The sequence below is a fragment of the Corallococcus sp. AS-1-6 genome (genome assembly GCF_020037015.1).
Lineage (GTDB): Bacteria > Myxococcota > Myxococcia > Myxococcales > Myxococcaceae > Corallococcus.
The window spans coordinates 287849-312199 of sequence record NZ_JAIQDE010000006.1 but is presented as its reverse complement, the minus strand read 5'-3'; the positions used below and the strand labels follow the sequence as shown (position 1 = coordinate 312199).

Here is a 24351-nt window from a genome sequence, read left to right as displayed (position 1 = left end):
ACTGCATACCGCAACCGGGCTCAGTAGGCACGGCCCTGGCCGCCGTCCACGGGGAGCGTGGAGCCCGTCACCCACTTCGCCCGCTCGGAGCAGAGGAAGGCGACCACGTCCGCGACCTCCTCGGGCGTGCCGAAGCGGCCCCAGGGAATCTGCTCGCGCACCATCTTGGCCACCGCCTCCGGGTCGTGCTGCTGGCGCCGGTCCCAGCTCCCGCCGGGGAAGAAGATGGAGCCCGGGGCCACGGCGTTGACGCGGATGCGGTGCGACGCCAGGTCCACCGCCATCTCCTTGGTGAGCGCGATGAGGCCCGCCTTGGCCGCGCTGTAGGGCGCGCTGGTGGCGTACTCGCGGCCGAAGATGGAGCTGATGTGCACGATGCTGCCGCCGCCAAGCTGGCGCATGATGTTCACCGCGCGCTGGCTGCACCACACGGCGGACATCAGGTTGCGCTGGAAGACGTCGTTCCACTGCTGGGTGCTGGCCGCGTCGAAGGCGCCCGCGCCGCCGCTGCCGCCCACGTTGTTCACCAGGATGTCCAGCGAACCGAAGGCGCGCACCGCGGAGTCCACCGCCAGGTACGCGCCCTCCTGCGTGGCCACGTCGGTGACGACCGTGGCCACCTGGGCGCCCTCGGAGCGCAGCTCCTTGGCGAGCGCATCCAACTGCTCCGGGTGGCGCGCGCACACGCACACCCGGGCGCCCTCGCGCGACAGCACCATGGCGATGGCCCGCCCGATGCCCCGGCTGCTGCCGGTGACGAGCGCCGTCTTCCCCGTGATTCCGAGTTCCATGCCGCCCCTTCTACCGCCGGCCAGGGCCGGGTGGGGGACGGGATTCACCCGGGGCGTTCAAAGCCGCTCGAAGATGTCCAGGCGCCAGGTGCCCTCCATCTCGCCGCGCAGGTGGCGCAGGTGCCTGGGGGTGAGCTGGCGGAAGGCGTCATGGACCTCGTGGCCGCCGCAGCGCATGTCGCGCGTCTGGCCGGTCCAGTGCACCAGGACCAGGTGCCCGCCGGGCTCCAGGTGCTCCAGGATGCGCTGCTGCGCGAGCGCCAGCTCCGGGAGGCTCCAGTAGGCGCCGCGCCCGGACACGAGGGTGAGGTCGAAGGTCTGCTCGGGGTAGCGGTCCGGCACGTTCATGCGCTCGAAGCGCACGTGGGACAGGTGGCGGCAGCGGTGGATGGCGCGGGCCTGGGCGGACTCGGAGGTCTCCAGGGAGAGCAGGGCCTCACAGCGCGCCTGGAGCTTCTCCGTGAGCAGGCCGGTGGCGCCCCCAATCTCCAGGCCGGAGCGGTAGCGCGCGCGGGGGAGCGAGTCGATGGTGACGTCGTAGCGGCTGCGCACGCAGCCCAGCGCGTCGAAGCGCCACGGGTCTTCGGCTTCTTGAGAGGGGACGGGAGGGGCCAGCAGGAAGGCGGAGGAGGGTTTCATCGAGAGGGCACCTGGGGGATGTCGTGCCTTCAGGATGGAACCCCCCCGGACCCTCCACATCCCGTCCGCCCGGGGCCATGAAGGTGTCGACCCCGGGGCAGTCCGGGCCTCGCCGGACGCGGGAGCGGTGCCTGCCCCCGCGGGCAGGGCTTTGTCACCCGGCCTGGAAGCGGGCCTCCGCCGGACGCGCGCCGCCCGAGCGCTTCACGCCGTGGTCGCCGTTCGCGGACAGGTGCTCCAGCAGCTTGAACACCGTCTCCACCTCGTCCGCCGCGCCAAGGTCCTGCGCCCACTGCTCCGCCGACCGCGCCTCCGCCTTCGCCGCCTTCAGCTTCGCGAGCAGCTTGCCCTGGAGCTCCAGCACGCGCCCCGCGGCCTTCTTGCCCGCCTCCACGCCCGGCTGGTGATAGGCGTTGATGTTCACCAGGCTCGCGTAGAGGCCCACCGCGCGCTCGTACAGGGCGATCAGCGCCCCCACGGTGCGCGCGCTCACGTCCGGCACGGTGAGCGTCATCGACTCGCGGCCCTTCTCGAACAGCGCCCGGCGCGTGCCCAGCAGGAACCCCAGCAGGTAGTCGCCGCTGGTGTTGTCACCCTCCACCGCCAGGGACTTCCCGTCCCGGTCCTTCAGCACCTCCACGAAGGTGACGAAGAAGTTGTTCACGCCCTCGCGCAACTGCTGCACGTAGGCGTGCTGATCCGTGGAGCCCTTGTTGCCGTAGACGGCGATGCCCTGGTTCACCACCTGGCCGTCCAGCGACAGCTCCTTGCCCAGCGACTCCATCACCAACTGCTGGAGGTACTTGGACATCAGCATCAGCCGGTCCTTGTACGGCAGGATGACCATGTCCTTCTGGCCCTTGCCGCCGCCCGCGTGGAACCACATCAGCGCGAGCAGCGCCGCCGGGTTCGCCGCCACGTCACGCGCGCGCGTCGCCGCGTCCATGGCCTTCGCGCCCGCGAGGAAGCCGTCCACGTCCAGCCCCTGCAACCAGGCCGGCAAGAGCCCCACCGCCGACATCACCGACGTGCGCCCGCCAACCCAGTCCCACATGGGGAAGGTGCGCAGCCACTGGTGGCCCCTGGCGTAGGTGTCCAGCTCGCTGCCGTCGCCCGTCACCGCGACCGCGTGCGCGCCGAAGTCCAGGCCGCGCTGCTCGTAGGCGGCCTGCGCCTCCAGCATGCCGTTGCGCGTCTCCTTGGTGCCGCCGGACTTGCTGATGACGACGGTGAGCGTCTCCGCCAGCCGCTCGCCCAGGCCGTTGAGGACCCGGTCCATCCCGTCCGGGTCGGTGTTGTCCAGGAAGTGCACCTGCATGGCGTCCCGGCCGCTGCCCAGCGCGTCCGCCACCAACTGCGGGCCCAGCGCGGAGCCGCCGATGCCGACGATGAGCACCTGCGTGAACCTCGCGGCCTTCGCGGGCTTCACCTTGCCCGCGTGCACGTCCTTCGCGAACGCGGCCACCTGGGCCTGCATGTCCGTGATGGCCGTCTTCAGCTCCGCGTCCGGCGCCAGCTCCGGGGCGCGCAGCCAGTAGTGGCCCACGCGGCGCTTCTCATCCGGGTTGGCGATGGCGCCCTTCTCCAGCGCGTCCATGGCCTGGAACGCCGCGTCCATGCGCGGGCGCATCCCGTCCAGGAAGTCCGCGCCGAAGTTCATGCGGGAGATGTCCAGCGTGAGCCCCACGGAGGGGACGACGCACAGGTGCCGCTGGTACCGCTCCCACAACTCGCGCTCCGTCATGATCCGACTCCCTTGCAAGGGGCGCCGACCTCATGCGCGGCGCCCGCCAGAACCGACCGTCGCGGCGCACCGTAGCAAGGCCCGCACGGCCCGGACGCAACGATGTCGCGCGCCGCGTTGCCTGGACGTCGCTTCTGTCCTCCACCCGGAGGCGCGCGGTCCCTACGGTGCCGGGTGCGCGGCCTCCACGGACGCGGGCTCCGGCGCCGGCAGGGCTCCCTTGGGCTTCCAGGCCGGGTTGCGGAAGATGTAGCCCAGCCGCTGGCTCAGCGGTCCGGGGCGGGCCGCGTCCCTCGCGATGGCGGCGAACTCGTGGAACGCGATGCGCACCGGGTTGTGCGTGGTCAGGTTCTTCGTCAGCCCGTAGATGGGGCGCTCGGTCTCCGGGACGAACGTGCCGAAGAGCCGGTCCCAGAGGATGAGGATGCCCGCGTAGTTCACGTCGATGTACGCCGCGTTGGACGCGTGGTGCGCGCGGTGGTGCGAGGGCGTGTTGAACAGCCACTCGATGGGACGCGGCAGCCGGTCGATGGCCTCCGTGTGGATCCAGTACTGGTACAGCAGGCTCACCGCCTGCTGCGTGACGATCATCTCCGGGGAGAAGCCCAGCAGCGCCAGCGGCGCCCAGAACACCCAGCCCGTCATCGGCGTCCACGTCTGCCGCAGCGCCGTGGACAGGTTGTAGTGCTGGCTGGAGTGGTGCACCACGTGCGACGCCCAGAAGAAGCGGCTCTCATGGTGGACGCGGTGGAACGCGTAGTAGCAGAGGTCCTCCAGGAAGAAGAGCAGCACCCACGCCACCAGCCCGTGGCCCAGGCGCAGGGGCGTCAGGTGGTAGAGCGCCGCGTAGCCCGCGAACGCCACGCCCTTCCAGAACACGCTCACCGCCACGTTGCCCAGCCCCATGGAGAGGCTGGCCAGCGTGTCCTTCCACGTGTGGCCCTTGATGTGCTCGCCGCGCTCCCGCCGCAGCTTTCGCACCCAGAGCGCCTCGGCGATGACGGTGATGACGAACACCGGGATGGCCGGGGTGATGAGGTCGGGGATGTGCGACATGTCCATGGCTGCGGACCTCCTGCGAATCAGACCTTCGGGTGCGGTGGGGCGAACGCGACGCGCATGAAGCGCGCCAGCGTGTCCAGCATGCGGCGGTGCGCCGGGTCCTCCGGACGGGCGGCCCCACCCACCGCCGCGCCCTGCACCGCGTCCAGCGCCAGCTCCACCACGTCGTCGAAGTCCGGGTGCGTGGCGGCCACGTCCGGGAACAGCTCGCGCGCCACGCGGCGCATGTTCTGGCGGTGCGGACCGTCCACCGCCGCCAGCGCCCTCTGCAGCTCCGGGCTGGTGCGCGCCGCGACGTACAGCTCGATGGCGGCCTGGAGCTCCGGCCGCTGGTACGCGGCCCACAGCATGTCCACCGCCGCCCCCACCCGGTCCTTCCCGGACGGACGCGCGCCCACGCCCGCGAGGAAGTCCTGGATGAGGCGCGGGAAGAGGTGCTCCACCGCCACCGCGAGCAGCTCCTCCTTCGTCTCGAAGTGCGTGAACAGCGCCCCCTGCGACACGCCCGCCCGCTTCGCCACCTCCACCGTCGTCAGCCGCGCGTAGCCCTGCTCCACCAGCGCCTCGATGGTGGCGTCCAGCAGCTTGCGGCGCGTCGACTCGCGGCGCTCCGCCTGCGTGCGGCGCGCCGGGGCCGCGGCCTTCCTGGGGGCGGACTTCGGGGACATGCCGGGACGATAACCGCCAACTTAAAAAGTGACCAGTCACTTTTTGGAAGGGGCCTTCCGGGGTGCCGGACCACCGCCGTCCAGGCCTGCCCGTGGGGCGTCCGTGCAGGCGGGCGTCTGTCTTCAAGGCCGGTCAGGTGACAGGCATTGGAGCGGCAAGGCTCGAGAGACGCAAAGCCCGCCAACTGGACAGGCAGGGAGCCAGGCGCTCCTGTGCTTTTGATACATCTCCCCTCTGGAGTGTGGTCAAGAATCGCCCCCTTGAGACAGAGCGGGGCGCGGCTCGGCTGCTAGTGATCCGTTCGGGATCAGGCAAAAATGTCTGGGAAATACCGCAAGCACTTGCGCTGGTTGTCCGCCCGCCCCGATATGAACATCTCCGCTCTTTTCGTCGGCTCCCTCCTCGCTTCGGCGCCTGTTCTCCCTCCCTCCGCCACGGCGGCCGCGAACATGCCCGAGGTGGGCGTGCCCTTCGCGTGTGGCCGCATCTACACGGTGAGCCAGGGCCATGAGACGGGCAGCCACCAGCACAACGACACGTTCGCGTGGGACTTCCGGATGCCGGAAGGCACGCCCATCGTGGCGGCGCATGACGGCGTCGTGCGCATGGCGCGCGGTGACAGCAGGCAGGGCGGGTGCGGCGAGCAGTTCGCGCCGCTGGCCAACTACGTCGTCATCTCCCACGGCGACGGGCTGGAGACGCAGTACCTGCACTTCAGCGCCGTGGTGGTGAAGGCCGGTGAGAAGGTGAAGGAGGGCCAGCTCATCGGCTTCTCCGGCGCCACGGGCTGGGCGTGCGGCGCGCACCTGCACTTCAAGGTCGCCAAGGAGCAGGGCGCCGGGTGGAACAACCCCTCCGTGCCCGCGCGCATCGTGGGCTATGGCGACCCGGTGCGTGACACGCTGGTGTCGGCGCCGCTGTGCAAGGACTCCGCGCAGCCGATGATGGCCTCCAACGGCGGCGTCCACGTCCCGGGCCAGGCCGTCATGTCCATGTCACCCGACAGCGCGAATCCGCTCCAGGATGCGACGCGCGGCCTGCCGCCCGGTGCCAAGTCCATCATCGACGGCCTCTCCCAGCCTCCCGCCCAGGGCGGCGAGGGCCTCGACAAACCGGCTCCGGCCCGCGCGCCCCGCATGGCGAGCGGCTCCGACGAGACTCGCTGACGCGAGCAGCGCTCCGGCGCCCGCGAGCAGCCCGAAGAAGGCCCCCGCGTTGACGAAGTACTCCAACGGCAGCAGGGGGCCTTCGACGTAGCCGCGCACCACGCGGTAGCCCACGTGCCCCAGCAGCGCCAGCAGGGGCAGGTTGATGAGCGGCAGCACCAGCCACCGGGCCGTGCGCCACCAGCGGGCCACGGCCTCCGCGACGGCGGTGGAGGCCGTGTAGCGCCAGGCGCCCGCGCGGGCCACGCGCAGCTCCGCCAGCATCACCTCCACGTCCGGCACGCCCAGCGCTTCCGCCTCCAGGCCCTGCGTGCGCGCCACGCTGCGCGCCTCCGCCAGGGCGGTGCGCGCGGCGGACTCCGCGAGGAAGTCGTCCTCGAAGGGCTCCACCACGGCCACCTCCGCGGCGCGGGCGCGGGTGCGGTCCCTCACCGCGTCCACCACCGTGGAGGCCGCCGCCACCGCGAGCCCCGCGGGCAGGCTGCGGCGCGCGACGAGCGCCCCCACGCCCATCCCGGACGCCCCCCACAACGACAGCCGCAGCCCCCACGCGGCGGGGCCCCAGAAGCGGCCCGCGGCCTGCCTGCGGACCTCCGACGCCAGGTGCCCGTGGGCCAGGGACAGCCGCGCGTCGAAGTCCGCCTGGAGCGCCTGCGCCGCGCGCGCGAGCCCCGCGTCCAGCGCGGTGCGCGTCCTCGCGAGCAGCGCGTCCGTGTCGTCGAGCGCCTTCTGGACGGTGGAGGCCAGCTCCTCCAGCGCGCCCAGGGCGTTGGTGTGGCGCACGCGCGCGGCCACGGCCTGGGTGGCCAGCCCGCGCAGGTGGAAGAGGAGCGGGCCGAACTCGCCGGAGACGTCCTGGCCGTCCTTCGCGGCCCTCGCGCTGATGGCGAAGACGGGCACGTCCTCCGCGGCCAGGCCGTAGTGCTGGGTGGCCACGCGGCGGACCTGGGACTTCAGCGCTTCGCGCGACTCGGCGGACAGCTCGTCCGCGAAGTTGAGGATGAAGACGAGCGCGCGGCGGCGGGCGAACTCGGTGAGGAACTCCACCTGGGTGGCCTCCGCCACGCTGCCCCGGTGCATGACCACGAGCGCCACGTCCGCCTTGTCCAGCGCGGCGCGCGCGACGTCGCGGTGCTGGGTGGCCACGCTGTTCAGGTCCGGCGTGTCGATGAAGACCTGGCCGCTCCACAGCCCCTGGGGCCCGGGCGTGTAGCGCACCACGCGCGCGCCGGTGCGGGCCAGCTCGTCCGTGGCCGTGCCCTCCGGCGCGAAGAGGGTGGAGGCGGTGCTGGTGGGGCGGTCCACGCCCTCGCGGGAGAGGTTCTGCCCGGAGAGGGCGTTGAGCAGGGTGGACTTGCCCGCGCCGGTGGCGCCCACCAGCGCGACGACGAGCGGCGCGTCCTTCCGGGCCACGCCCCGCGCGTAGTCCTCCAGGAGCCGCTCCAGGCGCGGGCCATGGGGCTGGAGCGCGGGCAGCGACAGCGCGTCGGTGAGCAGCGGGCGGAGGGCTTCGGGGTCGGGGAGGCGGGTGTCGTCCACGGAGGGGCCAGCGTGGCGTGGCGCGCGCGTGCTGGCTACCGGGATGTGCGGTGACGGTGCGCCAGCGTGCATTCCCCCTTCAGCCCGCGACCGCCTCCGCGGCCCGCGGGACCTGGGCCGTGTCCCCCACGGTCTTCCAGAGCCAGGCATTCACGTCGAAGCGCGGGTCGCCCAACTGGCGCCCCAGGTCGATGCCGTCCCAGGCCAGGTGTTGATCCTCCGGAGGGCCCAGGTCGCCGAGCGTGCCCATCAGCTTGTTCCACTGCGCTTCGGGAGAGCTGTCGTTGGAGGCGCCGAACATCGCGTAGAAGGCCAGGTGGTGCGTCGGATCCTCCCGAGGGCCGTCGTCGTCGAGCCGGCGGGTGCGAAAGCCGGTGGGCGGGAGCGGGTGCGGGTGGTTGAGGTTCCAGCGCTGCTCCTGCTCCGACGTCAGGCCATCCAGTCCGGAGTCGGTGCCCGCGAACAGCAGGCCCAGGTCGCGCCCGGCCTCCGCGCCGTGGATGCGCGTGGTGGGCCCGTCGCCGGTGGTGAGCAGCCACCGGACGCGCTGGACCGCGCGGGAGAACAGCTCCAGCGCGAGCCGCCCCTCCCGACGCTCCTCCTCGGCCCGCTCCCGGAGGAAGTCGCGCCGCAGGTGGGCGTGCTGCCGGAAGAACTCGCGCACCGCCGCCACCCGCCGCGCCGCGACGGCGGTCAGCCAGTGTCCCCGGGCCTCCATGAAGGCCACCGCCTCCACCTGGAGCTCACTGTCGGAAAGGGGAGGCGGAGGGGCGGGATGCTGCGCCATGGGCGTTCTCCGGGAAAAGGAACGCCAGAAAGGTCGGAACGCTTCACGAGGCTGGGAGTGGGGAGTCCCCCTCACCTGTCTGCCATCGCGCATCCCGGACGCCGAGCGTGCGCCCGTGCGCAGTCGCCTGGGCCAGCCGGGTGTCAGGCGGCCTCCGCGGATGTGTTCTCGCGGTGGAGGAGGGGGGCGCGTTCATGCGCGCACCGTGAGCCCGGGGAGCTGCTTCGCGCTTCGTGAGAATAGCGGCCGGGGCCGGCGTATCCCCCTTGCTCGAGCGCGGCCGTCGCCGCTGGCTCCTTCCTGGGTGGCATTCATGACGCGATACCTGACCGGCCTTCCTCACCTCCTTCCCTTCGCGGTGGCCTCCGTCCTGGCGGCCTGCGGCGGAGACCCGGCCGGGCCGGGGGAGGACCCCGGCGAGGACCCCTCCCCCAGCGGCTGTGTCCGGACCATCTCCAATGACGTGACCTCCACGACGGCCTGGGCGCCGGGGGAGGAGCGGTGCTCGTACGCGGTGACGGGCGTCGTGGAGGTGAGCGGCGCGCTCACCCTCGCCCCCGGCACGGTGGTCCGCTTCGGCCCCGACGCGGGACTGCTCGTCACCGCGACGGGCTCCCTCCACGCGGTGGGCACCGAGGCCGCGCCCATCACCTTCACGGGGACGACGCCCACGCCGGGCTTCTGGAAGGGGCTCGCCTTCAAGTCCAACACCCCCGAAAACGCGCTGGAGCACGTGGTCATCTCCTACGCGGGCAGCGAGCAATCCTTCTGCTGTGACTTCTTCTACGGGCCGGGCGGCAGGCTGGAGGCCCGGGCGGCCGTGGTGGTGGGCTCCAACCTGGGCGCCGGCAGCCAGGTGAGGATCGCCCACACGACGGTGGAGAAGAGCGGCACGCTGGGGTTGTTCGTCTTCAACAAGGCGCGGCTGCCCGGCTTCTCGCGGAACCTCTTCCGGGGCAACGTGGGCGCCCCCGTGGTCGTGAGCGTGTCCACCGCGGGCGCGCTGGACGGGGAGAGCCTCTACTCCGGGAACAGCCCCACCCAGCCGGAGGCCAACGGCGACAACGCCGTCCACCTGGTGGCGGCGCCGGAGGCGGACACCGCCACGGCGCAGACGCTGCGCAAGCTGGACGTGCCCTATGGCGTCTCCACCGGCCTTCCGGACACGACCGTGGAGTACGCGGGGGCGCTCACCCTGGAGCCGGGGGTGCGCCTCCAGTTCGAGGCGGAGTCCGGGCTCCGCATCACGGAGACGGGCTCCCTGGTGGCGCGAGGGACGGCGGAGGCGCCCATCGTGTTCACGGGCAGGACGGAGACGCCGGGGTACTGGAAGGGCATCTCCATCCTCTCCCTGAACCCGGACAACGTCCTCGCCCACGCGCGGGTGACCCACGGCGGCTCGGACCCCTTCTGCTGTGACTACTTCACGCGCACCGGTGACATCCGGGCCAGCATCTCCGTGGGGAGCGCCCTGGGGCGGGGACAGTTGCAGTTGACCAGCTCGCTCGTGTCGCAGGGCGCCGGCTGGGGCGTCTTCGTCTTCAAGAACGCCACCTTCACCCAGAGCGCCAGCACCTACGACGGCAATGCCGCCGGCACCGTGGGCTACGAGGCGTCGCCGCTCGCGCCCTGAGACGACACGACGCCGGACGCGAGGGGCACGGCTGGCCCCTCCCGCCCGGCGTCTGTGTTTGAAGCCGGCCTGACGCCTTACAGCGAGTTGACGAACTTCAGGAGCGCGTTGCGGTCGGAGGCGCTGAGGTTCACGAAGGCCTGTTTGGCGGCCTCGCCCTCGCCGCCGTGCCAGAGGATGGCCTCGGTGACGTTGCGCGCGCGGCCGTCGTGCAGGTACGCCTCACCGCCGGACACGCCCGCCGTCAGGCCAATGCCCCACAGTGGCGGCGTGCGCCACTCGGCGCCGGAGGCCTGGCCTTCCGGCAGGTTGTCCGCCAGGCCCGCGCCCATGTCGTGCAGGAGCAGGTCCGTGTACGGGCGGATGGTCTGGCCGCGGAACTCGGTCATCGCCGCGTAGGGGCTGGTGGTCAGCGTGGGCGCGTGGCACTTCGCGCAGCCCGCGTTGGTGAACACCGTCTCACCCTGGAGCGCCGTCGCGTCCGAGTGGTCGCGGCGCGCGGGGACGCCCAGCAGCGCGATGTAGCGGGTGAGCTTGTCCAGGTCGGCGTCGGACAGCTCCGCGCTGGTGCCCGTGCAGCCCTGCTGCGACGTGCCGCAGTCCTGCGTCTTGAACACGTTGGACGTCACGCCCATGTCGCTGTTGAGCGCCTCGGCCACCTGGTGCTTCACGCGCGCCGCCGCCGCCTTCCAGCCGAAGCGGCCCATGCGGGTGACGCCCGTCTCCGGGTCCTTCACCGTCTGCATGCGGCCGGAGATGCCGTCGCCGTTCGCGTCGTTGGGGTCCGCGAGGCCCGCGATCTGCGACTCCGGCACCGCCTCCAGCAGGCCCATGCCAATCAACTGCGGCGTGATGCGCGCGGAGAAGTTCGTCGGCGTCACGTTGAGGAAGCTGTAGTTGGGCTTGCGCAGGCTGTACGTCGCGCCGCCGTTCAGCGTGCCGCTCGCCGTCGTCGTCCAACTGGAGATGCGCACGTCCGCCTCCGGCGTGCCGCTCACCGCGCGCGGCTGGAGGCGGAAGCCCAGCGCCGGATCCACGGACACCACGCCGTTGTTCACCTTGCCCACCTTCACCACGTAGTTGTCCAGCGTGGTGTTCGTGGTGGAGGGCGGCAGGCCGCGGCCGTTCTGCTTGTGGCAGGAGACGCAGGACACGTTGACGTAGTTGTTGCCCAGCTTGTTCGCCTGCGCGCTGAAGACGGGGTTGTCCGGCTCGGAGTGGCTGCCGTCGCGGAAGTTCGTGTGGTGCAGCCGGCGGCCCTCCACGAAGGGCTGCGCGTTCACCGGCGCCAGGTTCGTGGGCATCTGCAGGAAGCGGTTGTCCGGCTCGTTGGAGAACGGCGTGTGCAGCGTGCCGCGGCCGCCCGACCAGGCCTTCTCCGGCAGCGGGAAGGAGTCGCGCAGGCTGCCCTGGCCCTCGAAGGGCACCAGGCCGCCCTGGCCCACGATGTAGAGCATGCCCGTGGAGTAGTAGTTGAAGCGGCCTTCCACCGGCTGCTGGAGGAACACGCCCACCTCCAGCTCCATCCGGTCGCCGTTGCGGATGGCGCGGCCTTCCTTGGCGTTGAAGTTCACCGACGCCGTGTACTTGTAGTCGTTGACCTTGGTGAAGTCCGCGTTGTGCCAGTACTCGGCCACCGTGTTGATGCCGCGGAAGAACGCGCGGAAGTCCGGCGAGTCATACGGATAAATCGTGTACAGGTTCACCGTGATGACGCTGCCGCCCTTGGCGACCTCGTCCACGATCTCAATCCAGTGGGTGCGCTTCTCGAAGTACAGCTTCAGGTAGTGGTCGTAGGCCTGGTACTGGTCCTCGCGCATGTGGCGGTCGCGGACGCGGTCGCCCACGCGGGTGATGAGGGCCGTGGAGGTGTTCTCCACCGTGGCCGCCTCCAGCGCCGTGCTGCTCGTGAACAGCGGCACCACCGGGCCCGCGTCGCCGTTGGGCGGAGGGCCGGCGTCCACGCCGGTGCCCGCGTCCGTGCCCGTGCCCGCGTCGGTGCCCGTGCCCGCGTCCGTGCCGCCCGTGCCGGTGTGCGTGTAGCGCGTCCAGGCCGTGTCCCGCGCGCAGGCACAGGACACGTCCCAGTACGTGAAGAAATAGTCGATGGTGTTGCCGGTGCTCAGGCCGGTGACGGTGTACTGGTTGCGGCCTCCCGTCACCGTCATGCGGATGTTCTGCTGTCCGCCGCCGTTGAGCACGTAGTGGATGTCCGCCCAGTCCGTCGTGTCGACGTAGAAGACGGCGGAGGAGCCCGATGGCGTGACGCCATACGTGGCGGCTTCTGCGGATTGCACCGCCAGACAACTGACGGCCAGGAATGCGAGCGCGATTCCCGTGAGTCTGCTTCGGCTCATGGTTGCGAACTCCGGTGTGGGGGTGGATGGGGCGTGGGACGGCGTGCGCTGCGAAGGGGACTTCGTAGCTTGTCCGAAGAAAGTCTGAACGCCCTGGGAGCCGCAAGGTGGGAGTCCGGAGAATTCGACTTAGACGTGATAAATGATAAATAAGCGAAATTGATGCAAAGCGTGACGCGCCGTGTTGTCAGGGATTGACGCGTCGTGTTGCCAGACGCCGTGAAAGGGCCCGGCCCCGAGTGACGGCGGGGGATGGGGCGGCGCGGCGTGGGTGGGTAGACTCCGGGGCCATGCGCTTCCAGCCACCGTGGGGTGGAGCCTTCCGGCTCGACACCTTCTTCCACCGCACTCCGGACGTCCTCCCCGAGGAGACGATGGCCTCCATCCGCTCGGCCATCCTGGGCTCGTCGCTGCTGGGGGAGTCGAACCTGTCGGGGCAGTTCTCCGGCACGTACGGCTTCTCGCTGACGTTCCGCCGGGACGCGCTGCCGGAGGTCCACGAGCGCTTCCCGGCGTTCGCGCCGTACCTGGCCAGGACGCTCCTGCCGGAGTGCAACGCCTTCCTGCTCAACCCGCTGCTGGTGGGCAAGGGCCGGAACGTCGCGGCGCACATCGACCGGAGCCTCGAGTTCTACGGCCCCAGCATCGGCTGTCCGGTGGCGGTGAGCGTGCTGTATGTCCAGGTTCCGAAGGAACTCCGGGGCGGGGCGCTGCGGCTGTACCACCGGGGCGGCAGGGTGGCGGAGCTCGCGCCGCAAGAGAACGCGCTGGTGATGTTCCGGGGCGACCTGCTGCATGAGGTGGAGGCCATCACCTCCGGCGCGGAGTCGATGCGGGAGTCGCGGATCAGCCTGGTGGTGGAGCAGTACCGCGCGCCGGAAGAGCAACTGGCCAACGTGCCCCGCTTCGAGCTGCGCACGCGCTCGGGGGTGCGGGCGTGAGCGACCTGACGCTGGAGTGGACGCTGCCCGCGCCGCCGGACGCCGTGTTCCCCGCCTTCTCGGAGCCCGCGCTCATCCGCCGCTGGTTCGGCGCGCCGCCGGGCTGCTACCGCACGCACGCGCCGGACCCCGGCGCGCTGGGCCAGCCCTACCGGGTGGGCCTGCGGGACTCGGCGGGGCGGGTGTTCTCTCAGGTGGGCTGCATCGTGCAGGTGGAGCCGGGGCGGTTCCTGGCGCTGGAGATGGACTGGGAGGGCGGCGGGCCGGTGCCGCCGGGGCGCACCCGGGCGGAGCTGACCTTCCATCCGGCCGGAGACGGCACGCGGCTCCAGCTTCGCCAGGGCCCGTTCGCGGACGACGCGGCCCGGGACGCGCACCGCGCCTACTGGGAGGCGTGCCTGGGGCGGCTCGGGCGCGTGGTGGCGGGCGAGGCGGTGCCGTGCTTCGAGGAGTTCTGGGAGGAGTCGCGCGGCTACGTGGGGCCGCTGGCGGTGGCCGCGTACACGGTGCTGGCGGGGCTGCGCGAGTCGGGCGCGCCGAAGGAGGCGGTGGCCCACGTGGAGGACCTGCTCTACACGCACCTGTCGCGGCTGCGCGAGGACACCGCGGACGTGCTGGGCGCGGTGCTCCAGTCGCGGGTGGAGGGCGGCGCGAGCTGACGCCGCCGCCCCCCGGGGGCGCTCAGGAGGCCAGGGCCTGCGGCGGAGGCGTGCGGGCCTCCTCCTCCGGGACGTGGGACTCCGCGTCCTTCGCCTTGGCGATGCGCTCGTCCAGCTCCGCGGTGAGGTGCTCGAAGACCTCCTTGTTGAGCGTGCCCTGCTGGTAGGCGCTGAAGAGGGCGTCCTTCTCCACGACGAGGACGCGGCGGATGGCCTCCTGCTTCTCCTCGTCGTGGAAGCGGTTGGACTGCTGCTTGAGCGTGATGAGCTCCTGCTCCACCGCCTGCGCCTTCTGCTGGTAGTCGCGCTCCAGGGGCTCCAGCGTGTCCACCGGGATTTCGCGGCCGCGCCGCATGGCCTCCAGCGACGCGAGCGCCGCGTGGATGGCGCCCAGCCTGCCGCGGGCCAGCTCGTACTGCTCCTGGTAGACGTCCTTGATGCCGGTGATGCCCAGCGCCTTGAGCATGGGCGCCATGGTGAGCCCCTGGACGATGATGGACAGCACCACCACGCCGAACGTCATGTTCACCAGCAGCTCGCGGTGGGCGAAGTCGTTCGGGAGGCCCAGCACCAGCACCATGGACACCGCGCCGCGCAGGCCGCTCCAGGTGAGCACCGCGCTCCACTTCCAGGGCAGCTTCTCCGACGTGAAGCGCAACAGGCCGGACACGCCGTAGACGACCACCGCGCGGCCCAGCAGCACCGCCCCGTACGCCAGCAGGATGGGCAGCCACGAGTCGAGCAGCGACGATAGCTGCACCTCCAGGCCGATGAGCAGGAACACCACCGAGTTGAGCGCGAACGCCAGGTACTCCCAGAAGCTCTCCACCGCGATGCGCACCGTGGGGCCCATGCCCTCCTGGGCCGCCCAGTTGCCGCACACCATGCCGGCCACCACCACCGCGATGACGCCCGAGTAGTGGAAGTGCTCCGCCACCACGAAGGACCCGTACGCGGCGATGACCGTGCAGGTGATCTCCACCATGGCGTCCTCCACGCGCAGGATGACCTTGCCCACCACGAAGCCCACCGCCGCGCCGATGACGGCGCCCATGCCCGCCACCTTGATGAAGTCCATCACCGCGCCGCCCGCGGTGAACGCCTGGCCACCGGCCACGCCCACCACCAGGGTGAAGAGCACCACGGAGGTGCCGTCGTTGAGCAGGCTCTCGCCCTCCACCAGGATGGCCAGCCGCTTGGGCGCGCCCAGCGCCTTGAACAGGCCCACCACCGCGATGGGGTCCGTGGACACGATGAGCGACGCGAACACCATCGCGTGGATGAGGCCGAAGCCCTCCAGCGCGTTCAGCCCGCTCATGGCCGGGGACAAGAACAGCGCCGTGAGCGCCATGGACGCCACCAGGCCCGGAATCGCCAGCGAGGTGATGGCCAGCTTGTTCTTCATGAACTTGCGGAAGTCCACGTGGAACGCCGCCTCGAACAGCAGCCCCGGCAGGATGACCGCGAACAGCAGCTCCTTCGTCAGGTGCGGCGGTTCAAAGGCCTGCACGATGCCCAGGCCCAGGCCCGCCAGCACCAACGCCACCGTGTACGGAAACTTGAAGTAGCGCGCCGCGATCGCCACCGCTGTCGCGATGGAGAAGAGCAGCACGAAGGCCAACTCGAAGTGCATGAATCCCCAGCCCCGTTTGTGCTCAAAAATGGCGAGGATGCCACGCGCGCGGGGCGGTGGGGCAACCCCCTTTCGGGGGGAAAATGAGAGGGGACGGGCAGGCGTTGCATTTTGCCAGACTGTTTTCCCGGGCCTGGAGACGGATGCGTTGTGGGGCCGTGGGGCGGTGGCTAGAAGCGAGGGATGATGGACCTCTTCCTGATGTCGCCCCCGGGCCGGGGCTGGGCGTTGCGAGGCCGCTCGAACTTCCGCAGCCGAGAGGCCGCTCCGGCGGATGCGCGCGGCGCGCGGCGGGAGTGGCTGACGCTCGCCCGGCACATCGAGTCCCGGGGTGGCACGGTGGTGGCGCTGCCCTCGCCGTCGGACGCGCTGACGGGCATGCCCTACGCGGCCGAGTGCGGTCAGGTGGTGGCGCGCGAGGGCCAGGCCCCGCTGTTCCTCCTGCCCCGGATGATGAGCGCGCATCGCTTCGCGGAGCGGGACCACTGGGCGCCGCTGGCGAAGCGCCTGGGCCTGGAGGTCGTGGACCCCGGCGTGGGCATCTGGGAGGCGCACGGCGACGTGGCCACGTTCGACGGCGTGACGCTGCTGTTCTGGGGCGGGCGCACGACGCTCGACGGGCTGGAGGCGGCGCAGCGGTCCTTCCCCGGTGAGGTGCTGCGCGTGCAGGTGCGCGAGCCCGCCTTCCACGGGAACATGGCGGTGCTCCCCCTGCCGGCGGTGGACCGGCTGGTCGTGTGCCCGGACGTGATGGCGCCGGAGTCGGTGGCGCTCCTGGAGCAGCGCTTCGGCGCGGACCGGCTGGTGCGCGTGACGGAGGCGGACATCCGCCGCTACGCGACGAACGGGCTGCCGCTGGGCAGGGACCTGCTCGCGCCCACGGTGATGCCCGCGCACATCGCGGAGACCTACGAGCGCCTGGGCATGCGCGTGGTGTCCATGCCCATGCCGGAGCTGACGGAGAAGGGCGGCGGCTCGTCGCGTTGTCTGGTGTCGCGCGCGTCGGTGGACGCCTCGCGCGTCACGCTCCCGCCGGAGTACCGGCTGGACGTCGTGGCGAAGGACCTGGAAGCCGATGGCGGGTGAGCTCGCGTCGCTGGCCCAGGCGTTCTTCGCCGCGGCCCCGGAGCTGTCGTTGCAGGCGCTGGGCTCCGGCGTGCATGTCCCGTCGCTGGACCTGTCGCCGTACGGCATCCCGGTGAAGCACCTGCTGGCGGAGCACAACGCGGAGCTCGCGCGGCAGTACCTCACGCTCAACCAGTTGGCGTTCGGCGGCATCGGGGTGCCGCGTTGGGTGCTGTCGGACCTGTACCTGCTGCCCGGCGCCATCGGGCTGCTGCGCTGTCCGGCGCGGCTGCTCAAGGCGCCCGCGCGGGAGCGGCTGCTGCTGGCGGACGAGGAGCCGGCCATTGGCGCGGCCTGCTACGTGGCGCCGTCGCTGACGCCGGGGCTGTTCGTGGGCGTGTCGCTGTTCAGCTTCCTGCCGGGGCGCAGCGCGTCCGCGTGGGTGAAGCTGCTCACGCTGGGCATGGTGCGCGCGAAGCGGCTGCGCGGCGTCACCCAGTGGGACAACCCCGCCGTGCGCGTGCACTCGCGGCTGGGGCCCATGCGGCTGGTCGGGCGCGTCCCCGGCGGACACGAGTACGACGAGCGCACCTTCGTCTACGAGACGGACCTCTCCGACGAGGCCCGCGTGGCCCGGGCGATGCTCCGGGGGGACGCGGCCCTGCCCGCCGTGCGCATCCCCGTCACCGACCTGCTGTCGCTGGGCACGCTGCTGGACCGCGCGGAGGCCGGGGCCCGGCTGGAGCTGGTGCCGCCCGGCCAGGACGACGGCCACGTGCTGGTGCGCGAGGTGCCTCCGGGCTGAGGGCTTCAGGGCGCGGGGGCGTGCGGGAACTCGTCGTCCTGCTCCAGGGCCTTGCGCAGGGCGCTGGCGCCGTCCTTGAGGATGGGCGCGCCGTGCGCGAAGCAGACGGTCTGGATGGGCAGGTGGTCCAGGATGCGCTGGATGCTGGTGCGCGTGCGCAGCGGCTCGTCCTGGTACTCGCCGGGGACGAAGGTGGGCGTGCGCCGGCCCTCGTGTGACAGCAGGTCGGAGATGAACACCACGGCGTGCGGGCTCTTCTGGAGCCACAGCGTGTACATGGCCTCCGTGGGCCCCGGCGTCTGGAAGGTGTTGAGGCCGCCCGGCAGCGTGGTGCCGTTCACGTATTCGAAGTCCGGCTTCTCCTCCAGGCCCTGCGCGCCCTCGGGCGCCCAGACGGGCACGCCGAACGCCTTGCGCAGGCGCCACGCGGAGCGCTGGTGGTTGCCCGCGGTGAGCACGATGGCGTCGATGTCGCCCAGCTTGCGCAGGGCCTGCTCGTCGATGGGCAGCGGGTCGATGAGGGTGACGGTGCCGTCGTCGTCCACCACCGCGTAGGCGTCGCTGCGGATGCCGCCGAGCCGGTCGTCGGAGACGGTCCAGTGGTGCACGCCGGGGACGATTTCATCCGTCTTCTTCGCCTGGGCCTTGGGCTCGCTCATGCGGACAAAGCTAGGCACCTGTCCCCGGATGACAGGGGGGCGCGCTCCGCCGCCCGTCTGCCCCTCCAGCGAGCCCTCCTGGCCCCTTCGCATCCCGCCCTCCGCGCGCACTTTTGTCATTGGACGAAGGAGCGACCCGATGCGCGCGATGAGCCGCGAGATGCGACCGCTGGTGGTGTTCGATGGGGACTGCGGCTTCTGCAAGCGCTGGGTGGCGCGCTGGCGCCAGGACACCGGCGGCCGGGTGCGCTTCGCGCGGGGGAGCGGATGGCTGCTCAAGCTGCTGGGCATCCCGAAGCAGGACATGCGCCGGGCGATGCAGTTGGTGGAGCCGTCGGGGCGCCGCTCGTCCGGCGCGGAGGCCGTCTTCCGAATGCTCGCCTGGTCGCCCCGCTGGAGCACGCGCCTCGCCGCGCGGCTGGGGCTCACGCCCGGCGTCCGGCAGGTGGCGGGCGCGGTGTACTCGGTCATCGCGCACCACCGCCGGAGCGCGTCGCGCTGGGACACGTGGTTGTTCAGCCGCGTGACGGAGCCCGCGGAGCACCGGCTGGTGCGCTGGGCCTTCATGCGGCTGTTGGGTGGCACGTTCCTCGTCGCCTTCACGTCGCTGGGGAGGCAGGTGCTGGGGCTCTACGGGGAGAAGGGCATCCGTCCCATCCGCGACGTGGCGCAGTCCGAGCGCCAGGCCGAGCAGGGCCGCTGGCGCCCCCCCTCCGTGTTCTGGAAGGACGCGTCGGACGCGGCGCTGGTGCGCGGCTGCCGCGTGGGGCAGGCCCTGTCGGTGGCGCTGCTCCTCAACGTGGCGCCGCGCCCGAGCGCCGCCGCGCTGTGGGCGCTGTACCTGTCCTATGTGTCGCTGGGGCGCGAGTTCCTGTCGTTCCAGTGGGACGTGCTGCTCCTGGAGATGGGGCTCTTGGGCGCGCTCACCGCGCCAGCCGGCGTGAGGCCCGGGCTGGGGAAGCGGGACGTGTCCGCGCTGGAGGTGTTCCTCTTCCGCGCGCTCGTGTTCCGGCTCTACTTCGGGTCGGGCATCAGCAAGTTCCACTCGGGCGACCGGACGTGGCGCGAGCTGAGCGCGTGCGACGTGTACTTCGAGACCGCGCCCCTGCCCACGCGCGGCGGCTGGGCCGCGCACCAGTTGCCGCGCCGGGTGCGCCACGCGGGCACGGCGGCGGTGCTGGCGTCGGAGACGGTGGTGCCCTTCCTGGCCTTCGGCCCCCGGCGCGTGCGGCAGGCCGCCTTCGGCGCCTTCTCCGCGTTGCAGGCGGCCATCATGGCCACGGGCAACTACGGCTTCTTCAACGTCCAGTCGCTGGTCCTGGGGCTGTGGCTGCTGGACGACGCGGCCCTGCGGCGCGTGCTGCCGGAGCGGCTGTGGCGCGACGCCGGTCTCGCGCGGTGGCCCTCGGTGCCGGGCACCGTGCTGTCCGTGGCCGCGGCGGTGCCGCTGCTCACGCTGGGCACCATGGAGCAGCTTCGCCGGATGGGGTGGTGGCCGCGCGGCCCGGAGCGCCTGGTGCGGGCGGTGGACTGGCTGGAGGACCGGCTGATGCCGCTGCACTCGGTGAACTCCTATGGCCTGTTCGCGGTGATGACGGTGGACCGGCCGGAGATCACGGTGGAGGGCTCGAACGACGGCGTGCACTGGGTGGAGTACCCGTTCCGCTACAAGACGTCGGGCGTGGACCGGCCACCGCGTCAGGTGGCCCCGCACCAGCCCCGGCTGGACTGGCAGATGTGGTTCGCCGCGCTGGGGTCGCCGCCGTCGTGGTTCCTGGCCTTGATGGAGCGGCTGCTGGAGGGCTCGCCGGAGGTGCTGCGCCTGTTCGCGTCCAATCCCTTCCCGGAGCATCCGCCCCGGCTCGTGCGGGCGGTGCTCCACGACTACCGGATGACCTCCCGGGCGGAGCGCCAGCGCACCGGGGCCTGGTGGACGCGGGAGCGGCGCGGGCTGTATGTGTCGCCGCTGACCCTCGCGCCCGGGTCGTCCGAGCAGGCGGGACGGCTGACCTGGTACGTCTGAAACAGGGCCGGGTCGACGTGACTCGCGCGCGGTACGCCAGGACCCCACACGGAGGAGGAGCGGCTAATGGCTCCCCGTGCGAAAGCGAGGGGCCGGGGACTGGCGGGGGATGGCGATCGCTGGGTACGGTTCAAGGGCGATGGTGTCCGGTGCTTCCCCGTCTTCCCTCATCTTCGGCAGGTATGCGGTGCTGCGCCGCGTGGCCGTGGGGGGCATGGGGGAAATCTTCCTGGCACGTCAGGTGGGCGTGAGCGGCTTCGAGCGCCCCGTCATCCTCAAGAGCCTGCTGCCGGACCTGCTGGAGCACGACGGCTCGGTGGAGATGTTCCTCGACGAGGCCCGGGTCGCGGCGCACCTGAACCACCCGAACGTCGTCTCGCTGTACGAGGTCGGCGCGTGGCAGGGCACGTTCTACATCGCCATGGAGTACATCGAGGGCGAGAACCTGGGCCGTCTGGCGAAGGCGGCGCAGCGGGCCGGCACGCCGCTGCCCCACCGCGTCTGCGCGCAGATGATCCGCGACGCGGCGCTGGGGTTGGACCACGCGCACCACGCGCGTGACAGCCAGGGCCAGTCGCTGGAGCTGGTGCACCGGGACATCAGCCCGCAGAACATCATGGTGCGCCTGGACGGCCTGACGAAGGTGGTGGACTTCGGCGTGGCCAAGGCGACCATCCGCGCCAGCCGCACGCGCACGGGCGTGCTCAAGGGCAAGCTGCGTTACATGTCGCCGGAGCAGGTGCGCAACGAGCCCGTCTCCGGCACCAGCGACCAGTTCGCGCTGGGCGTGGTGCTGTGGGAGCTGTGCACGCGCCGGCCGTTCATCGACACGGACAACCCCGCGGAGGCCATGCGGCGCATCGCGCTGGCGGCGGTGCCCCGGCCCTCGCAGTTCGTGGAGGGGCTGTCGCCGCTCCTGGAGCAGATCATCCTGCGCATGCTCCACCGCGCGCCCGGTCAGCGCTTCGCCCGCTGTTCGGAAGTGGCCCGCGCGCTCCAGTCCTACCTGGATGAGACGCCGGAGGCCCCGGAGGAGAGCGTCCCCGCGGTGGTGACGCGGCTGGTGGGCGACGTGGTGCTGGCGCGGCTGCGCGACGCGGGCAGCGGCGAGCCCGGGCTGCCCCAGGTGCGCGAGCCCTCCAACGTGTCGTGCCCGCGCTGTGGCCAGTCCACCCCCGCGACCAGCCGCTTCTGCCCCGCGTGCGGAAACTCGCTCACGCCCCCGTCCGGCGACGCCGGGCCGAAGCTGCTCACGCCCGTGTCCGGAGATGACGCGCCGAAGCTGGCGCGGACGCCCGCCTCCGGAGGCGCCGCGTCCCGGCTCCCGATGATGCCCGCGCTGCGCGAGCCGCCCGTGCACCTGGGCGACGAGGACCTCCCCGACGCGCCGACGGCGAAGGCCCCCGCGCGCCGAGGCGACGGCGCCGTGCACGAGCCGCCCACCGACCCGACGATGGAGGTGCCCGCGCCGCTGGCCTCCGCGCTGGCCGGGCCGCCGTCCGCCACCGACGCGGACGACGACGGGCCCCCGGCCCTGGGAGACGAGGCCCCGGGCCCCACGGTGAAGATCCGCGCGATGGACGCGCAGGCGCGGATGAGCCGGCTCACGCTGCTGGTGGTCGCGGGAGAGCCGGCCCACGCGGCCCGGCTGCGCGAGGCGGTGGTGCAGGCCTCGGCGCGCCACCACGTGGAGGCGGTGGCGCTGTCGGACACGCACTGGTGTCTGCCTTTCGGTCTGCCGCAGGCGCACGCGGAGGACGCGACGCGGGCGCTCAGGTGCGCGGAGGAGCTGGGGAGCGCCGGTCTGAACCTGCGGCGGGGCCTGGAGTCCGGCGTGGTGCGCACCAGCGCGGAGGCCGGGGCGGCCCGGCTGTCCGGCCTGGGGTTGGAGCGGGCGCGGGCGCTGGCGGACGCGGCGGTGCCCGGCGAGCTGCTCGTGGGCGCGTCGGTGAAGGCGCTGCTGGTGGAGGCGGGCGGGGTGCGCATCGGCATGGCGCGCGAGCTGCCCGGCGGCACGGCGTGGCGGGTGGAGTCCGGCGCCGCGACCCGCGTGGACGCGCTGGTGGGGCGCGACGAGGCGCTGACCCAGGCGGCGCTGGTGGTGGAGTCGGCGTGCCGGGGCGAAGGCGGCGCGCGGCTCTTCGTGGGGCCCTCGGGCGTGGGACGCAGCCGCTTCCTGGAGGCGGTGGCGGAGCTGGCCACGGGCGCCTCGCCGCGCGTGGTGTACGCGTGGGGCGGAGACCCCCGCTCCGCGGGAGCGCTGGGGCTGTGGCGCACGGTGTTCGCCGCGCTGTCGCGGGCCGCCACGGGGACGGACGCATCACCGCTGTCGGGCCTGGGCTTCTCCGAAACGGAGGCCGCCGCGCTCTGGCGGAGGCTCGCGCGGGGCGCGCCGCCGGGCGGGGGGCACCTGCCGGCGGGCGACGGCGCGGTGGTGGACGCCATCCAGCGCGTGGCGAAGCCGTCCGGCCTGCTGCTGCTGGTGGACGACGTGCACCGCGTGGACGGCCCTTCGCTGGAGCTGCTCGCGGGGCTGCTCGCGGCGAAGGACCGCGTGTCGCTGGTGGCCACGGGGGACGTGGACGCGGTGCCCACGGCACTGGCGTCCCTGCCCGTGACGGTGCTGGAGGGGCTGTCGCCGTCGGAGCTGAACGCGCTGCTCACCGCGAGCCTGGGCATGGCCCTGTCGCCGCCGTTGGAGCGGGCGGTGGCGGACCGGGTGCGCGGCAATCCCGCGCATGCGCTGGCGCTGGTGCGGCTGCTGGTGTCGGTGGGCGTGTTGCAGCGCACGGAGGGCGGCTTCCAGGCCAACGGCCCGCTGTCCCCCGCGGCGCTGCCGCAAGGCCTGGGGCAGGCCCTGGGCGCGCGGCTGGAGCTGCTGCCCGCCGCGTCGCTGCGCTTCCTCCAGCGGGCCGCGGTGGAGGGCTCGCTCTTCCGCGCGGAGTTGGTGCGCGCGTCGCTGACGGCCTCGGAGGGCGCCGGGGTGCTGGAGGACGCGGAGTGGGTGGTGCCCGTGCCCGGGCAGCCCGGCATCTTCCGCTTCATGAGCGAGGAGGCGCGGCAGGTGCTGCGCGAGCGCCTGTCGCCCTCGCAGTTGCGCGGCGCGCACCAGTCGCTGGCGGAGACGCTGGAGGACGAGGCGTTCGCGCAGGAGCCGGCCCGCGAGGTGCGCGTGGCGGACCACCTGCTGGGCGCGGACGCCGCCGGCGCGCCGGCCGCGTGCGAGCGGGCGGGGGACTGGTTCGCGGCGCGAGGCGAGTGGCGCTCGGCGGTGGAGTTCTACCGCTGGGCCCTGGGCCGGGCGCCCGGCGCCACGGCGGCGGTGGTGCGCTGGCAGTTGGACGTGCTCGCGCGCGCGGCGGGGTGCCTCACGCAGGTGGACCCCGCCGCCGTGGACGGGCTGGTGACGCCGTGGCTGGACCGCGTGCCGGTGATGCAGACGCCCGGCCGGTGGGCGGAGGCCGCGCGGCGCCTGGCCGTCGCGGAGCTGAAGCTGGGGCGCGTGGACGACGCGGAGGTGCGCCTCACCATGGCGCAGGGCCCGGCGGGCGCGGAGCCGGAGGCCGAGGCCCTGGTGCTGGGCGAGCTCGCGCGCGTGCGCGAGGCCCGGGGCGAGACGACGGCCGCGGTGGAGCTGCTGGCGCGGGCCTTCCAGCGCATGGGGAGCCGGACCCCGCAGCTCGCGGACTTCTTCTGGGAGCACTACCTGCTCCTGGGCCGGCTGCAGCAGCGGCTGGGGCAGTTGGACCGGGCGCGGGTGGCCTTCACGCGCGCGGCGGAGCAGGCGCGGTCGGTGGGCAGCGCGGTGGGCCAGGCGCGAGCGCTGTCGCAGCTCGCGGGCCTGCGGGTCCTCGCGGGCGAGCCGGCCCAGGCGCTGTCGGACCTGGAGCGCGCGCTCACCCTGGCCGAGCAGGGCGGGGACGCCCAGGAGGTGGCGCGCATCCACTACAACGCCGGGCGCCTGCTGGTGGCGGGAGGCCGGGCGCCGGAGGCGCGCGAGCGGCTGGAGCAGGCGAGGGAGCGCGCCCGGGTGGCGGGCTGGCGGGAGGGGGAGGCCCTGGCCGCGCAGGTGCTGGGGGCGATGGAGGCCCGGGCCCCGCGCCGGGGAAGTGGGCAGTAGTCGTCAGCAGGCGTGCGGGCGGGCGGACTTCGTCGCGGGCGCTCACGGTTTTCACGCCC

The 24351-nt window shown here is 72.5% G+C and carries 17 protein-coding genes and 1 pseudogene; 8 read left to right on the top strand and 10 right to left on the bottom strand.

The window, feature by feature from the left end; translation table 11 throughout:
• Positions 1 to 20: 20 nt before the first annotated feature.
• The 5 genes from K8612_RS11315 to K8612_RS11295 all read right to left on the bottom strand — a co-directional run bounded on the left by K8612_RS11315 (position 21) and on the right by K8612_RS11295 (position 4904).
• Positions 21 to 791 carry an SDR family NAD(P)-dependent oxidoreductase gene (locus tag K8612_RS11315; RefSeq protein WP_223740854.1) on the bottom strand — a complete coding sequence of 257 codons (771 nt, stop codon included), beginning with the start codon at positions 789 to 791 and terminating at the stop codon, positions 21 to 23.
• A 57-nt stretch (positions 792 to 848) separates the two neighbouring features.
• Positions 849 to 1430, bottom strand: coding sequence for an SAM-dependent methyltransferase (locus K8612_RS11310; RefSeq protein ID WP_223740855.1), 582 nt, complete (start codon positions 1428 to 1430; stop codon positions 849 to 851).
• Between the two features lie 154 nt (positions 1431 to 1584).
• A complete protein-coding gene (locus K8612_RS11305; RefSeq protein ID WP_223762279.1) occupies positions 1585 to 3174 on the bottom strand; it encodes a glucose-6-phosphate isomerase in 1590 nt (529 codons plus the stop codon).
• Positions 3175 to 3336: 162 nt separating this feature from the next.
• On the bottom strand, positions 3337 to 4236 hold the full coding sequence (locus K8612_RS11300) for a sterol desaturase family protein (RefSeq protein ID WP_223762278.1): 900 nt from the start codon (positions 4234 to 4236) through the stop codon (positions 3337 to 3339).
• Between the two features lie 20 nt (positions 4237 to 4256).
• A complete protein-coding gene (locus tag K8612_RS11295) occupies positions 4257 to 4904 on the bottom strand; it encodes a TetR/AcrR family transcriptional regulator (RefSeq protein ID WP_223740858.1) in 648 nt (215 codons plus the stop codon).
• A 318-nt stretch (positions 4905 to 5222) separates the two neighbouring features.
• Between K8612_RS11295 and K8612_RS11290 the strand changes: the two are divergent.
• Positions 5223 to 5678, top strand: a pseudogene (locus K8612_RS11290) (M23 family metallopeptidase); the annotation flags it as partial.
• 222 nt (positions 5679 to 5900) lie between these two features.
• On the opposite strand, the gene K8612_RS11285 reads toward K8612_RS11290, so the two are convergent.
• Together K8612_RS11285 and K8612_RS11280 are read right to left on the bottom strand one after the other, a co-directional pair.
• Positions 5901 to 7610 (bottom strand): GTPase, encoded by a 1710-nt coding sequence (locus tag K8612_RS11285; RefSeq protein ID WP_223762277.1) that lies wholly within the window; start codon positions 7608 to 7610, stop codon positions 5901 to 5903.
• Between the two features lie 79 nt (positions 7611 to 7689).
• Positions 7690 to 8397: a hypothetical protein gene (locus K8612_RS11280; protein ID WP_223740860.1), complete on the bottom strand. Its 708-nt coding sequence runs from the start codon at positions 8395 to 8397 to the stop codon at positions 7690 to 7692.
• A 313-nt stretch (positions 8398 to 8710) separates the two neighbouring features.
• Here K8612_RS11280 and K8612_RS11275 point away from each other — a divergent pair, with 313 nt between their 5' ends.
• On the top strand, positions 8711 to 10030 hold the full coding sequence (locus K8612_RS11275; RefSeq protein WP_223740861.1) for a hypothetical protein: 1320 nt from the start codon (positions 8711 to 8713) through the stop codon (positions 10028 to 10030).
• 77 nt (positions 10031 to 10107) lie between these two features.
• On the opposite strand, the gene K8612_RS11270 is transcribed toward K8612_RS11275, so the two are convergent.
• Positions 10108 to 12387, bottom strand: coding sequence for a di-heme oxidoredictase family protein (locus K8612_RS11270; protein WP_223762276.1), 2280 nt, complete (start codon positions 12385 to 12387; stop codon positions 10108 to 10110).
• Between the two features lie 290 nt (positions 12388 to 12677).
• Between K8612_RS11270 and K8612_RS11265 the strand changes: the two genes are divergently transcribed.
• Together K8612_RS11265 and K8612_RS11260 are read left to right on the top strand one after the other, a co-directional pair.
• Positions 12678 to 13328, top strand: a complete 651-nt coding sequence (locus tag K8612_RS11265) for a 2OG-Fe(II) oxygenase (RefSeq protein WP_223740863.1) — start codon at positions 12678 to 12680, stop codon at positions 13326 to 13328.
• Complete coding sequence (locus K8612_RS11260) at positions 13325 to 13987, top strand: SRPBCC domain-containing protein (RefSeq protein WP_223762275.1); 663 nt, start codon at positions 13325 to 13327, stop codon at positions 13985 to 13987. Before K8612_RS11265 ends, K8612_RS11260 begins: the two co-directional genes overlap by 4 nt.
• A 22-nt stretch (positions 13988 to 14009) precedes the next feature.
• Here the strand turns inward: K8612_RS11260 and K8612_RS11255 are convergent, their stop codons facing one another.
• Entirely contained in the window at positions 14010 to 15620 is a 1611-nt protein-coding gene (locus K8612_RS11255; RefSeq protein WP_223762274.1) for a sodium:proton antiporter, read from the bottom strand.
• 183 nt (positions 15621 to 15803) lie between these two features.
• Here K8612_RS11255 and K8612_RS11250 point away from each other — a divergent pair, with 183 nt between their 5' ends.
• Both K8612_RS11250 and K8612_RS11245 read left to right on the top strand, forming a co-directional pair.
• Entirely contained in the window at positions 15804 to 16706 is a 903-nt protein-coding gene (locus tag K8612_RS11250; protein ID WP_223740866.1) for a dimethylarginine dimethylaminohydrolase family protein, read from the top strand.
• Positions 16696 to 17490, top strand: coding sequence for a hypothetical protein (locus tag K8612_RS11245; protein ID WP_223740867.1), 795 nt, complete (start codon positions 16696 to 16698; stop codon positions 17488 to 17490). The genes K8612_RS11250 and K8612_RS11245 overlap by 11 nt, the downstream gene beginning before the upstream one ends.
• A gap of 5 nt (positions 17491 to 17495) precedes the next feature.
• Here the strand turns inward: K8612_RS11245 and K8612_RS11240 are convergent, their stop codons facing one another.
• Positions 17496 to 18149 carry an MBL fold metallo-hydrolase gene (locus K8612_RS11240; RefSeq protein ID WP_223740868.1) on the bottom strand — a complete coding sequence of 218 codons (654 nt, stop codon included), beginning with the start codon at positions 18147 to 18149 and terminating at the stop codon, positions 17496 to 17498.
• Between the two features lie 139 nt (positions 18150 to 18288).
• On the opposite strand from K8612_RS11240, the gene K8612_RS11235 reads away from it, so the two are divergent.
• Together K8612_RS11235 and K8612_RS11230 are read left to right on the top strand one after the other, a co-directional pair.
• Positions 18289 to 20172 carry a lipase maturation factor family protein gene (locus K8612_RS11235; protein ID WP_223762273.1) on the top strand — a complete coding sequence of 628 codons (1884 nt, stop codon included), beginning with the start codon at positions 18289 to 18291 and terminating at the stop codon, positions 20170 to 20172.
• A 109-nt stretch (positions 20173 to 20281) separates the two neighbouring features.
• The gene (locus K8612_RS11230; protein ID WP_223762272.1) at positions 20282 to 24292 is read left to right on the top strand and encodes a protein kinase; all 4011 of its coding nucleotides are present in this window, start codon (positions 20282 to 20284) and stop codon (positions 24290 to 24292) included.
• The last annotated feature ends 59 nt before the right edge of the window (positions 24293 to 24351 follow it).